The 13,422-nt window shown below is 44.9% G+C and carries 15 protein-coding genes, 1 tRNA gene and 1 other annotated feature; all 16 genes read right to left on the minus strand.

The window, feature by feature from the left end; all coding sequences use genetic code 11:
• Positions 1-160: 160 nt before the first annotated feature.
• A complete protein-coding gene (locus Hs20B_RS08975) occupies positions 161-2,659 on the minus strand; it encodes a hypothetical protein (RefSeq protein WP_172357666.1) in 2,499 nt (832 codons plus the stop codon).
• A 138-nt stretch (positions 2,660-2,797) separates the two neighbouring features.
• Positions 2,798-3,112: a phosphoribosyl-ATP diphosphatase gene (gene hisE / locus Hs20B_RS08980; RefSeq protein ID WP_172357733.1), complete on the minus strand. Its 315-nt coding sequence runs from the start codon at positions 3,110-3,112 to the stop codon at positions 2,798-2,800.
• Between the two features lies 1 nt (position 3,113).
• Positions 3,114-3,467: a phosphoribosyl-AMP cyclohydrolase gene (gene hisI / locus Hs20B_RS08985; protein WP_172357735.1), complete on the minus strand. Its 354-nt coding sequence runs from the start codon at positions 3,465-3,467 to the stop codon at positions 3,114-3,116.
• Positions 3,464-4,225 carry an imidazole glycerol phosphate synthase subunit HisF gene (gene hisF / locus Hs20B_RS08990; RefSeq protein ID WP_172357737.1) on the minus strand — a complete coding sequence of 254 codons (762 nt, stop codon included), beginning with the start codon at positions 4,223-4,225 and terminating at the stop codon, positions 3,464-3,466. Before hisF ends, hisI begins: the two co-directional genes overlap by 4 nt.
• Position 4,226: 1 nt before the next feature.
• Positions 4,227-4,940, minus strand: coding sequence for a 1-(5-phosphoribosyl)-5-[(5-phosphoribosylamino)methylideneamino]imidazole-4-carboxamide isomerase (hisA, locus tag Hs20B_RS08995; protein WP_172357739.1), 714 nt, complete (start codon positions 4,938-4,940; stop codon positions 4,227-4,229).
• A complete protein-coding gene (gene hisH, locus Hs20B_RS09000; RefSeq protein WP_172357742.1) occupies positions 4,918-5,541 on the minus strand; it encodes an imidazole glycerol phosphate synthase subunit HisH in 624 nt (207 codons plus the stop codon). The genes hisA and hisH overlap by 23 nt, the downstream gene beginning before the upstream one ends.
• On the minus strand, positions 5,538-6,122 hold the full coding sequence (gene hisB / locus Hs20B_RS09005; RefSeq protein WP_172357744.1) for an imidazoleglycerol-phosphate dehydratase HisB: 585 nt from the start codon (positions 6,120-6,122) through the stop codon (positions 5,538-5,540). The genes hisH and hisB overlap by 4 nt, the downstream gene beginning before the upstream one ends.
• The gene (gene serB, locus Hs20B_RS09010) at positions 6,119-6,772 is read right to left on the minus strand and encodes a phosphoserine phosphatase SerB (protein ID WP_172357746.1); all 654 of its coding nucleotides are present in this window, start codon (positions 6,770-6,772) and stop codon (positions 6,119-6,121) included. Before serB ends, hisB begins: the two co-directional genes overlap by 4 nt.
• Before the next feature lie 8 nt (positions 6,773-6,780).
• On the minus strand, positions 6,781-8,067 hold the full coding sequence (hisD, locus tag Hs20B_RS09015) for a histidinol dehydrogenase (RefSeq protein ID WP_172357762.1): 1,287 nt from the start codon (positions 8,065-8,067) through the stop codon (positions 6,781-6,783).
• 1 nt (position 8,068) lies between these two features.
• Positions 8,069-8,710: an ATP phosphoribosyltransferase gene (gene hisG, locus Hs20B_RS09020; protein ID WP_172357748.1), complete on the minus strand. Its 642-nt coding sequence runs from the start codon at positions 8,708-8,710 to the stop codon at positions 8,069-8,071.
• Positions 8,707-9,681, minus strand: coding sequence for an ATP phosphoribosyltransferase regulatory subunit (locus Hs20B_RS09025; RefSeq protein WP_172357750.1), 975 nt, complete (start codon positions 9,679-9,681; stop codon positions 8,707-8,709). Before Hs20B_RS09025 ends, hisG begins: the two co-directional genes overlap by 4 nt.
• A complete protein-coding gene (gene hisC, locus Hs20B_RS09030) occupies positions 9,681-10,733 on the minus strand; it encodes a histidinol-phosphate transaminase (RefSeq protein ID WP_172357764.1) in 1,053 nt (350 codons plus the stop codon). Before hisC ends, Hs20B_RS09025 begins: the two co-directional genes overlap by 1 nt.
• Before the next feature lie 69 nt (positions 10,734-10,802).
• Positions 10,803-11,023 (minus strand) — a binding site (T-box leader).
• Between the two features lie 103 nt (positions 11,024-11,126).
• The gene (gene mnmM, locus Hs20B_RS09035; RefSeq protein WP_172357752.1) at positions 11,127-11,666 is read right to left on the minus strand and encodes a tRNA 5-(aminomethyl)-2-thiouridylate-methyltransferase MnmM; all 540 of its coding nucleotides are present in this window, start codon (positions 11,664-11,666) and stop codon (positions 11,127-11,129) included.
• Positions 11,660-12,577 (minus strand): tRNA modification radical SAM protein MnmL/YtqA, encoded by a 918-nt coding sequence (gene mnmL / locus Hs20B_RS09040; RefSeq protein WP_172357754.1) that lies wholly within the window; start codon positions 12,575-12,577, stop codon positions 11,660-11,662. The genes mnmM and mnmL overlap by 7 nt, the downstream gene beginning before the upstream one ends.
• A gap of 5 nt (positions 12,578-12,582) precedes the next feature.
• Positions 12,583-13,233 (minus strand): phosphatase PAP2 family protein, encoded by a 651-nt coding sequence (locus Hs20B_RS09045; RefSeq protein WP_172357756.1) that lies wholly within the window; start codon positions 13,231-13,233, stop codon positions 12,583-12,585.
• Positions 13,234-13,295: 62 nt separating this feature from the next.
• Positions 13,296-13,369 (minus strand) — tRNA-Asn (locus Hs20B_RS09050).
• Positions 13,370-13,422: the final 53 nt, after the last annotated feature.

Raw genomic sequence — 13,422 nt, forward strand, 5'->3', positions numbered from 1 at the left:
AAGTAATCTCCAATTCCTTCGAACTCTAGAGGTGCCATATCAGTCCAACCAATAGTATCTTCCGCATGAACTGACTCTAGCATCATCGGTGCTTTTAACAAGCCACTTGACAGAAGGACCACAAAAAGGTACTTCCCAATACGTTTTGTTTTCATAAATTTTACCCTAAGTACAGCACGATATTGACTGCACCCCCTATATAGTACTTATAAAAATTAGTTTGTGAAAAACCATTATAAGTCGTGCTAATAACTTTCGTCCCTAATGCTCCTTGTAAGATTGCTTGTTTTCCTAAAGACTGGATCAACTCGTCTGAAAAGCCTTCTAGCTGTTCAACTGTATTACTCATCGCCTCTACCAAAGTAGTCATCTTACCGGACTTGTCTACAACGTAGACATTCACGGGGACATAATCTGTTTTTTTAGTTTTATTGGCTGATTTGACTGGAATATCAAGTTCTTGAACTTGTGCAGTATTTGAAAGCGTTGCACCTGCAAGTGGCTTAGTATTTCCTGCTGGATCAACCAAGGTCAACTCACTCTCCTCGTTATAAACAAGGTTGCCGGCCGCTGCGACTTGCGCACGTGCGTCTGAAACGTTGTACTGAACGGGTTGAGTAGTTGCTTGTTTTACGTCAAAAAAGTTTTGAGTCACAGGGACTTTTGTCCCATCTTCAAACAAATAGTAAGCTTTCAAAAAAGCGTAGTTATCGGTCGGTGTCGTATCTGTATCTTTGCGATAAACAAAGGCAATCGTTACCGGTGTTTGCAAGTTATCAGGCAGTGTGCCACCTGATAATGTTGCACTATAACTCAGGTAGGTGTAACCTGGGATTGGCATGGCTTGTAAGCCACCATTCCATGAGCCATTTGTTGTGCCGACAACTGATACAGGTGCGATTTCGTTATTTTGCTCATCAAGATAATGAACATAGACCTTTGTCAAGTCGGTATCTGCTACTTTGGGTGGCAAGGCTTGTTCATTTGGTAGGACATGCACTGTAATCAGGCTTACCTGATCCTCACCTTCTGCATTATGGTAGGTTACTTTTAGATCAGTTCCTACTTCTGGTGTTTCTAAACTAGCTGTTACTCTAACAACTGATTTGATACTACCAATTTTTTGGTTTGATGTTGCGCTATCATCCCCACCGCTTAATCTAAGGTAGCTTTGCTTACTATCTGCTGGCGTAACTTTTGCAAGATAGTTTGCTTCTTCATTTTCCACCTGGGTGTACACATAGAAGACGTCCCCCACGTGCATATACTGTGGTGGGACAGGATCTCCTGGATTAGCCAATACCGCAGAGCGTACATAAACAGTCAGATAGGTATGCTGTTGCAGCCCCCACTGGTCGGTTAAGGTCACGGTGATCATCGTTGATCCCTCAGATAAACCGTGAACCGATGCTGTGTCATCACCATTTGAGACTACTTGTGCGACTTTGGCGTTACTGCTTGAAAATGAAACAGTGTATTTTCCGCCATTTGTGGTATCATAGTCGGGATTTTTTGTTACTTTTGAGTCAATGGTTAGGTTATCTTTTAGTCCTAGAACCATTTCATCGTCGTTGATTACTCCCGACCAGTCGTCATCTTTGTGGATTGACACCGCTTGTGAAATCCAGTGAGATTTCACACCATTGAGTAGTGACAGGTTGAGGGTTCGGCTGATATTTTGCTCTGTGTCTGTGATGGTCGCCGTCACAACAAAGGGTTTAGTATAGTCTGGGTTTGCTGCCGCAGTTACAACTGGTTTTGTTGGATCCTTGAAAAAGGCGACATTACTATCACTTGTGCTGTAAGTCACAGTCAGGTGATTATCAGCCAAATCTTGGGCTGTCACCTGCTTTTCAGATGTCCGTAAAATGATATTTTTATCGTTGTTTGGCTCGACATACGGTGGGACGTAATAAGCAAGATAGAGTTGCTCAAACAGCGGGTTAGCATTGATCACCGTGATTTTAGTTGTAACTGTTCTTTTTATACCATAACCTGTAGAAAATACCGTATACAGGTTAGCAGTGCCGTAGTTAACGCCTGTGATATTGCCATCAGCATCTACCGTAAAAATGTTGGTATCGCTACTTGAAAATGTTAAGTTTGCATCTGTTATATCAACGTGTTTATAACTATCGGGCACACCATTTGCTGATGGTGTATCAGACACTTTTACAGGGATTTTCTGAGTATCTCCTTTGACAATTTTTTGAGCACCAATCGCGACTGAAAGCGGATAGTACTGAGTTACCGTCTGAGAAAAACTCGTGGTATACCAAGTACCATTTGTACTCAAAATACTAACTTGAAATTTTGTCGTACCTGCGCTATTACCGTTTATCACAAATGTCCCATTGGCATGGTCGAAATCTTTTTCTAGTGCATCAGCAATCAGCGGATTTGCAGATGTTACCTTAAAATCCGTATAGCTATTGATATCTGTGCTGATTTTTACTACATAGTTTGGTTGTCCGACTGCGATTCGTGTCCCTTGATTGACTAACACAGGTCCACTTGTTGCAGGTGCGCTATTTGTCTGTACTTTCTCTGCAGATGGCTGCGTGTCTTCAGCAACTACTTGCCTCACACCAATCACAGCACCAACTAATAAAAAGCCAACAAAAATAGCTAAAATTTGATTTAGTCGTTTTCGTTTCATAAATAATACCCTTTTCCCAATATATTATTCTTAGTTTTCTTTATTATACACTATTTTACATGGTTTGTGTTAGTGGTTATATCAATATTTTGTAAAATTTGAAAAAAAGAAAAAGACCTTACGGCCTTCATCTCAATCTCAATATTCCTTAATTTCAGGTCTGTCATGCACGCGACTTTGTTTACCATTGCGTTCATCCAATACGGCTTGGATATCGTCAGGCGTGACACCTGTTTCAGCCAGCATGACAGCCATGTGATACAAGACGTCTGCCGTTTCATTTGCGATTTCATTTTTATCGGCATTTTTTGCGGCAATGACGACCTCTGTTGCTTCTTCTCCTACTTTTTTGAGAATCTTGTCTAATCCTTTGTCAAACAAATAGTTTGTGTATGAGCCTTCTTTTGGCGCATTTTTGCGATCAATAGCTTGTTCATAGAGTTCATTTATCATTTTATTTTTCTTCTTTCGTGTTTATCAGGTCAACGTCATTGAAAAAACAGCTCCGTGCCCCTGTATGACAGGCGGGACCAATCTGCTCAACTGCAATCAAAATGGTATCCAAATCACAGTCAAGTGCAATCTTTTTGACATGTTGAAAATGTCCAGACGTCTCGCCTTTGTGCCATAGTTCACTGCGAGAACGTGACCAATAGTAGGTCTCCCCTGTCTCAAGTGTCAGCTGATAACTCTCAGCGTTCATGTAGGCAAGCATCAAAACCTGCCCGTTTTCCACATCCGTGATGATAGCTGGGATGAGACCGTCGGGACTTTTGCTAAAGTCTGGCGTTAGTTGTTCTTTTGTCATGACAAGCGTACCTCGATTTTATTTTCTCGCATCTTTTTTTTGACGTCGCTGATCTCGATCTCGCCATAATGAAAGACGCTTGCTGCAAGCGCTGCTGTGACAGGCGTTTTTTCAAATACATCAACAATATCCGCAGCCGTTCCCGCACCGCCTGATGCGATGACAGGAACATTGACCGCTGAGGCAATAGCCTGATTCAGCTCTAGGTCATAGCCTGATTTGGTGCCGTCCTTGTCCATAGAGGTCAGTAGAATCTCGCCAGCACCAAGTGACACGGCTTTTTTCGCCCACTCAAGTGCATCAAGTCCTGTATCTTTTCGCCCGCCAGCCACATAGACGTGCCAAGTGCCGTCATCTTGCTTTTTCGCATCAATGGCAACAACGATACATTGATTGCCAAACTTTTCTGCACCTTGTCTGATGATATCAGGATTTGCCACTGCCGCTGAGTTGACGCCAACCTTATCCGCGCCAGCTTTTAACATGGCGTTCATGTCGTCAACCGTGCGGATGCCGCCCCCCACAGTAAAGGGCACAAAAACTTGATCCGCCACGTTTTTGACAACATCAACCATGGTGTCACGCGCCTCGTGCGTCGCCGTAATGTCCAAGAAAACCAGCTCGTCGCACCCTGCTTCGTAGTATTTGCGCGCCGTCTCAACAGGATCTCCAACATCTGCCAGATTGACAAAGTTGATGCCCTTGACCACACGACCGTCCTTGACATCAAGGCAGGGAATGATTCGTTTTGCTAACATGTCAGAACTCCTTTAATTCGTCAAGTGTGATATTACCGTTATAGTAGGCTTTGCCAACAATAGTACCAGAAACACCGATTTCGGCTAATCTTGTCAAGTCGGACAGCTGAGCGATCCCGCCACTTGCGATGACAGATGCATCAGTAAGCGCTGCTTGTAACTGCTCATAGTGGGCAAAGTTTGGTCCTGACAGGGTGCCATCCCGATCCACATCTGTGTAGACAAACAAGCGAACACCGATTTTTTCCATCTCAAGTGCCAGACTGATAAAATCAACATCTGACGTCTCAAGCCAACCTTCTGTTGCGACCTTGCCAGCTTTAGCATCAATCCCAACAACAATCTTGTCAGCACCAAAAGCCTGGATAGCCGTTTTGACAAAGTCTGGACTTTTGACTGCCATCGAGCCTATTATCACACGGGCAACCCCATTTTCCAGATACTCAGCAATCTGCTCAAGCGTTCTGATACCGCCACCTACCTCGATTTTGAGCTGCGTTTCAGTAACGATGTCTTTGATAATCGCAGCTGACGTCGCACGACCGTCAAGCGCTCCATCCAAGTCAACCACGTGGATATAATCAATGCCTGCGTCTGCAAAGACCTTTGCCTGTTCAAGTGGACTTGCATTTACCACGGTTTCTTGTGCGAAGTCGCCTTTGAAAAGTCGCACAGCACGGCCATTTTTTATGTCAATTGCGGGTAGAATCTGCATAGACAACCTCCTTAAATTTTGCTAAGATACCAAGTCCAACGTCGCCTGATTTTTCAGGATGAAACTGTGCCCCGTAGACATTTCCCCGAGAAATCATGGCTGGCACTTTGATGCCGTAATCGGCCGTCACATCGCAAAATGCTGCGGGCACATCTGTAAAGTAAGAATGGACAAAATAGACATATTTGCCTGATAAATCTGACGTCAGCGCCGTATCTCTCTGAATGTCTAGTGCGTTCCAGCCCATGTGTGGCACTTTCAGACTTGGTGTCGCTGGAATCTCGCGGCAAACACCTGGAATCAAGCCAAGCCCTTTTGTCAGAACGTGTTCTTCTGACGCGTCGAGCAAAAGCTGCATGCCCAGACAAATACCCAAAAACGGTGTGCCTGTCGCAACCGTGTCTTTGATCGTCGTGATCAAATCACGTTTTTCAAGCTCCGCCATAGCAGCTGGAAAAGCACCAACACCAGGCAAAATCAAGCCATCAGCCTGACGAATTTTTTCCTGATCCGCGCTCAACTCTGCAGCCACACCGATTTTTTCAAGCGCTCGCAGCACGTTTGCAGTATTGCCTGCATCGTAGTCAATGACAATAATCATAGCACGCCTTTCGTCGAGTTCACCCCGTGAATCTCAGGGTTCAGCGTCACTGCCTCACGTAGCGCACGGCCAGTTGCTTTAAATAAACTTTCTGACTTGTGATGATTATTTTTACCATGCAGGATTTTCAGGTGCAGATTCATCTGCACGTTAAAAGCAAGGGCTTGGAAAAATTCTTCGACAAGCTCCGTGTCAAAATTTCCTAGCGTCGGGTTGGTGAACTCAGCGTCAAACACAAGGTATGACCGACCAGATAAGTCAAGACTTGCCATACCAAGTGTTTCATCCATTGGCACAAAAGAGGTCCCGTAGCGGTTGATGCCCGCCTTGTCTCCGAGCGCCTCACGTAGTGCAGTACCTAGCGCAATGCCAACATCTTCGACCGTGTGGTGGCTGTCTACCCAAAGATCGCCGTCAGCTTTGACAACGAGGCTGAGCCTGCCATGTCTCGCAAAAAGCGTCAACATGTGGTCAAAAAATCCTACACCCGTCGCGATGTCAACCGGTTCTTGCGCGTCCAGATTGACTGCAAGTGTGATTTTTGTTTCTGCTGTGTTGCGTGTTATTTCTGCTTTTCTCATAATCCACCTCTCACTTCTGTGATAATGTCTAGCGCAAGCGCCAGATTTGGTTCATTAATCTGATAAGGCGCCTGTTTTCTGACGATTGGTTTTGCGTTAAAGGCGATGCCTACGCCAGCCGACAAAATCATCGGCAAATCATTTGCACCGTCCCCCATGGCAACTGTCTGCGACAAGTCGAGCTCAAGTTCACGCGACCATGCCTTTAGGCTTGCGAGTTTCACATCTTTGGTGACAATATCGCCAGTCACACGACCTGTCAGATGCCCATTTTCGACTGCCAGATGATTGGCACGAACATAATCAATCCCGAGTTCTTTGGCTAGCATATCAACCGTTTCGTGAAAGCCACCCGACACAACGCCGATTTTCCAACCATTGTCATGCAAGGTCTCAACCAAGTCACGCGCCCCGTCTGTAAAATGAATCTGCCTACGCAGGTCAGTAAAAACTGTCTCCGGCAAGCCTTTTAGCAATGCCACTCGCGCATCAAGGGCCTCGGCAAAGTCAAGTTCGCCGTTCATCGCACGACTGGTAATATCCGCTATCTCTGCACCGCTACCTGCGATTTCGCCCAGCAAATCAATGCCTTCCTCCTGAATCAAGGTGCTATCCACATCCATGACCAGAAGGCCTTTTGTTTTCGTCATAAAATCACTCATTTTTCAATCTCGCCACGAATCTCAATGGCGCGCGCGTGTGCCTGCAAACCTTCGGAATAAGCAAGCGTCGTAATATCTTTCGTTGCTTTCGCAACTGCATCTTTGCTGTAATAAGTAAACTGGCTACGCTTGACAAAGTCGTAAACACCCAAGGCACTGTAAAAACGAGACGTGCCAGACGTTGGTAAAACGTGATTTGTTCCTGCATAGTAGTCGCCAATCGGCTCTGACGTGAAATGGCCTAGGAAAATGCTCCCAGCATTTTTGATTTTTGGCAGATACTCGATAGCATTGTCCATGGCAACTTCCAGATGCTCTGGTGCGACTTCATTCATCAGCTCAAACATCTCATCGACTGAATTTGCGATAATCGTGCGACCATTGACCGAAACTGAGCTGCGCGCAATTTCTTCACGTGGCAAGGTTTGTAGCTGCTTTTCGAGCTCAATGTCAACGGCATCAGCAAGCGATTTTGAGTTTGTAACGAGAATCGCACGGGCTAACTTATCATGTTCTGCTTGCGAAAGCAGATCTGCCGCCACATAAGCCGCATTGGCTGAATCATCTGCGATGACACCAATCTCTGACGGTCCTGCAATCATATCAATCCCAACTTGACCAAATACTTGTTTTTTAGCTGTGGCAACAAAGACATTCCCAGGCCCCGTGATTTTATCAACTTTTGGAATCGACTGCGTACCGTAAGCAAGCGCTGCGATGGCTTGTGCACCACCGACTTGATAGATTTTTGTGACACCAGCTAGCTGCGCTGCAACCAAAATCGCAGGATTGAACTTAGTTTGTGGCGGGGTCACCATGTAGATTTCTGATACGCCTGCGATTTTAGCTGGCAGGACATTCATCAGAACACTTGATGGGTACGCCGCCGTACCGCCTGGCACATAGACACCCACTTTTGCGATGGGCAAAACCAGCTGACCTCTGACGACGCCTGTTGTTTGCGCATCAACAAAGCCTGGCTCGATCTGATGCTTGTGATATGACTCGATATTTGCCTTGGCATTTTTGAGCGCTTCTAGAACATCTGCGTCGATTTCAGCAAATGCTTGATCGATGGTTTCACGTGAAACCTCAAAGTCGGTCACCGTTTGTTTATCAAATTTTTCAGAATAGGCGCGAAGCGCCGCATCCCCATTTTCACGAACATCTGCGATAATGTCTGCGACAATGCCATCAAAGTTGTCTTGTGATTTTGAGTATGCCGCATATTCGGCGTCCAAAATCTCTGAAATTTCTTTAGCTGAACCTGTCAAACGTTTCATTTTAACCATTAAAAGCCACCTCTTCATTTCCAACGACCGCTTCAAGTCGGCCAATCAATGTCATAATTTCTGGATTTTTTTTGATGCTCGCGCTATTTGCAATCAACCGCGATGACACGCGAATGATGTCCTCAAACTCGACCAAACCGTTTGCGACAAGGGTGTTGCCTGTCTCGACAATATCGACAATGGCGTCTGTCAGACCGATAACGGGTGCAATTTCGACAGAGCCTTGAATTGAGACAATCTCCACGTCCTCGTCCTTACTCCGAAAATAATCCGTTGCAATATTCGGATACTTGGTCGCAATTTTCTTCCGTTTATGATCTAGCGGGTCATAACTTGGAATACTTGCCACCGCAAACTTGCATAGACCGATATTCAAATCCAGCATCTCCAGATAACTCCCAGGATGCTCATAAAGAACATCAGAGCCCACAACACCTAAGTCTGCAATGCCATGTTCCACATAAGTCGCAACGTCAGGCGCCTTGACCAACAAAAATCGCAAATCCTGAGCCTTGTCAAAAAAGATTAAATTCCGACCTTTATCCGCCATAAAACTCATATCAAACCCTGCCTCAGCAAGAATTTTGACCGTGTCTTTTTCAATTCGCCCCTTAGTCAATGCAATGGTAATCATGCTTCTTGCCCTCCATTTTTATCAAAAATAATGCTATCACGAATTTCTTCATAGATCGCATCAACGTCAAGCGCCCAGCCAACCGCACTAATCGCACCCGCCTTCTCGTCAAAACGCTCAAAGAGCTTGTCATAACGCCCGCCACTTAAAAAGGCATAGGGCACCTTATCGCTAAAAACGCGGAACATCACACCCGTATAGTAATCACGCTTTGCAAGCATCCCCAGGTCAATGGTCGAGTTGTCAAAGCTATGGCTGAGATTTTCGATTTCCGTCAGATTCCCCAAGATGGTAGGATTGCTGACCAATTTTTTCGCCTCAGCAATCACCCGTTCTGACGGTCCAAATAACCGTGGCAGCGCCTGTAAAAAGGCGTCAAATTCACTCGGGTTTTGCTTGACAAATTCCGTCAGACCCGTAATAGACTTGTTTTTAATGCATTTTGACAACTCAGACACCTGAGCTGCATCAAATGTCGCAAAAATCGTCTGTAAAATGCCCGCATGGCTGAGCTCAATCCGATAATCCTTGACACCAGACTTTGTCAAACTCGTTTTCGCAAGGTCCAAAGCTTCAGTAATCGCCGTATCCGCATCAAATCCGATAATCTCAATTCCCGCCTGCGTTCGCTCATTTTGCAGCCCCTTGAGTTCATCGTGATTGCGAAAAACCTTACCGCTATATGAAAACTTGACTGGCAACGTCACTTTTGTCGTTGTCACCACACGCGCAATCGCCTGTGTCACATCGGGACGCACCACCAAAAGCTCTCCATGCTTATCAAACAGATGATAATTGTGCGTATCAAGCTCATCCTCGAAAACGCCTGCATACTCAATCATCGGCGTGTCAATCCGGTTAAAGCCATTTGCCATCAGAAAATTTGCGACTCGCGTCTCGATCTGATAGACACTTCTCGCCCGTTTGAAAAGCTTGTCGTGCATTCCTGGTGCCAGTTGTTTCTTTTTCATCAAAATACATCTCCTATTACTTGAACGACTTTTGCCATCTCGTCTTGTGTCCCGATAGAGATTCGCAGATAGTCGCTCAACCGTGTTGTGCCACCAAAATAGCGCACATAGATTTTTTTACTTTGCAAAAATGCAAACAGATCCGCCGCAGAAATTCCCGCAGGCTTGGTCAAAATAAAGTTGGTCTGAGACGGCAAAACGTCAAATCCGAGTGCACGCAACTCATCAGAAAACCAATCTCTCGTCTCAGCGATTTCATGATTGACCTGCGCATAGTAAGCCACATCCTCAGTAGCAGCAAGGGCAAGTCTTTCCGCCACCATGTCCACCGAGTAGGGATTGTAGGAGTTTTTTACCGCATTTAGGACCGCCATCAGCTTGGGTGAACCGATACCATAACCCACGCGCAAGCCCGCAAGCGCCGCGTCTTTTGAAAATGTTCGTGTGATAAAGATATTCTCGTATTTTTTGAGTAACGGTAGGGCACTTTCTCCCCCGAAATTGATATAGGCTTCATCGATAATAACCACCATATCTTGATTGGCAGCAACGATTTTCTCAACCTCATCCAAAGTCTTATGAATTCCCGTCGGTGCATTAGGATTTGTCAAGACGATGCCGCCATTATCACGTCCAATATAGTCAGACGTCACAATCTCAAAGTCATCAGACAAGTCAACCTCAGTAAACGGAATCCTAAAAAGCTCTGCCCAGACCTTGTAAAAACCATACGTCACATCTGGAAACAAAATCGGCGCATCAGAATTGAAAAAACTCAAAAACGCCAATGCCAAAATATCGTCAGAACCATTACCAATAATAAGCTGATCGCGTGAAACGCCCAGATTTTTAGCCAACGCATCACGCAAGTCATCGTTTGTCAAAGATGAATAACGGCGTAAGTTATTCGCATCAAAATCTGACAAAGCCTTTATCACACGTGGACTCGGCGCAAATGCGTTTTCGTTTGTGTTGATTTTGATGATATTTTTTTCTTGCGGCTGCGCTCCCGCAACATACGGCGCAATCTTTCTCAGACCTTTCATGATAATGCCTCCTTTATCAGCCAAGCTCGCTCTAATTCGACGATTTTAGCAAAAAACGCCCGTGTGAAATTTCTTCACAAGGACGTTTGAACGTGGTGCCACCTTTATTCAAAACGACGTCACCGCCGCTTTCTCAGCGAGTTTTTACAAACTCTGTCATTAACGCTGACCACGTTCTTGCTTACTTGAGTTCAGCAAAACTCTCAGGAATGTGTAACTTCTGATTAGACACGTTTTTTCACCACCAAACGCTCTCTGCCGACTCATCAGAAGTCTCTTTCCATCGTCGATTTTTCTATTGACTTCATTTTACTAGAAAATTCAGAAAATAGCAAGCATTTATATGCGACGAGTAATCGCAGGAGCAAGCATTTATTGTGCGACGAGTAATTTACCTACTCACCGCTTCTCAATCATCACCAAAAACGGCGGCTGGTTCACCTGGTTAAGACTACCATACTGCATGACCTGAAAAGTTTGCTGAGGCAAAGCTGACACAAAATCAACAACCGCATCACGCTCATCAATACCTCCCTCATGACCATAATAAATCATCACAGCAATCCGACCGCCCTTTACAAGCAGATCAAGCAAGCTTTCAAGTGCTTGCAACGTCGTCTCAGCATGCGTGATGACTTGCTTATCCGACTTTGGTAGATAGCCCAAGTTGAAAATACCAGCTTTTATCGGCACTTTGACATAGTTTGTCACATGTTCATGCCCAGATAAAATCAACTCTGCTGAAACATTTCCCTTTTCAAGTAAGGCTTGCGTCATTTCAAGTGCCTGCGCCTGCACGTCAAATGCAACAACTTTAGCGCCTAATTTCGCTAAAAAAACCGTATCATACCCCTGCCCCATAGTTGCATCAACGACTGTATCACCAACTTCGATGACCGCCTCTAGCAACTCATGCGCCAAATCTAGTGGTCTTAACATGCCTTATCTCCTTGCACAGCACCTCGGCGCGTCATTTCTGCGTCAATGGCGTTCAGCACTTCCCATTTTTTCAAACTCCACATTGGCCCTATCAATAATTCACGTGGCGCATCCCCCGTCAACCGGTGAATCGAAATCTCCCGTGGAATGATCTCCAGTTGATCACAGATAACAGTAACATAATCATCAAATCGCATCAACTGCAAGTCGCCTCGATGGAAGTCATGCTGCATCCGCGTCCCTTTCATCAGATGTAGCAAATGTAGCTTGATGCCCTGAATATCAGAATCCGTGACCACACGGCGAACATTTTCCACCATCATTTCTAGCGTTTCACCATGCAATCCATTGATCAGATGAACACAGACCAAAATGCCACGAGCTCGCAAATTCGCCACAGCATCAAGATAAGTCTGATAATCGTGCGCTCGGTTGATCTTATCGCTCGTCGCCTGATAGGTCGTCTGCAAACCAAGCTCCACCCAAACCGTCATACGATCATTGAGCTCAGACAAATAGTCCAGCACATCTTCAGGCAAACAGTCAGGCCGTGTCCCAATGTTGATACCCACCACATCAGGTCGATTTACCGCCTGCTCAAAACGCTCCCGCAAGATTTCAACAGGCGCATGGGTATTCGTGAAATTTTGAAAATAAGCAATATATTTTTTAACACCTGGCCACTTCTGATGCAAAAATTCAACTTCCTTATCAAACTGGACAGGAATCGGCTCATCTGGGGCCACAATCGCATCACCAGAGCCTGAAACCGTACAAAAAGTACAGCCCCCATGCGCTACAGTTCCATCTCGATTTGGACAATCAAACCCGCCATCAATCGGCACCTTAAAAATCTTCTCCCCAAAACTATCACGCAAATAATCATTCCATGTCGTATATCGTTTGCTCATCATATTCACCTTTGAACCCCTTTAAACCGCCACTTAAATCGAATTTCATCATAAAAAGGAAAAGTTGCAAGCAGTAAACTAGCGCCAAGCAACCAGCCACCTAAAATATCCGTCGGAAAATGGACCCCCAGATAAATCCGCGATAAACCGATTAAGACAATGATAATGCTGAATATCACACGAACAAGCCATTTTAGCTCTGATGACTGTAGTCGCTGACATATTAGCACCATTAATGCACCATATAAAACAATACTTGCACTGGCATGGCCAGACGGAAAGCTCAAGCCATTTTCAACAACCAAATGTTTCAAACTAGGCCGAGTACGCCCATAAACACCTTTCAAAAATTGAACCAGCAGCGCCACAACTATCACATTACCCACAAGAAAGATAACTTCCACATACCATTTCTTGAAAATAAAGAAAAAAAGACAAAGTATCACGATTACAGGTACAAAAATATAACCACCAAAATTAGTTACAAAGCGAAAAAAATGAGTCATGTTCGCAGACATCCAGCTCCTAACCGCAGATTGAACACTACTATCCACGCCATGCAAAGTATCTGGATAAAATTTCACCAAATACCCCAACATGACAAATAAAACTAGCCCAAAACTAGCATATAAATGATAAGATTTTTTCAGTTTCATCTCTCCATTATAACAAAAAAACACATCTATTGAAACAATAGATGTGTCAGTATTATTTATGACTCCGCTTGCAAGACTCGAACTTGCGACATCATGATTAACAGTCATGCGCTACTACCAACTGAGCTAAAGCGGAATAAGCTTGGCACCGACCATATCTCACAGGGGGCAACCCCCAACTACTTCCGG

Origin of the sequence: Pseudolactococcus insecticola, assembly GCF_011170065.1 — a bacterium.
Lineage (GTDB): Bacteria > Bacillota > Bacilli > Lactobacillales > Streptococcaceae > Pseudolactococcus > Pseudolactococcus insecticola.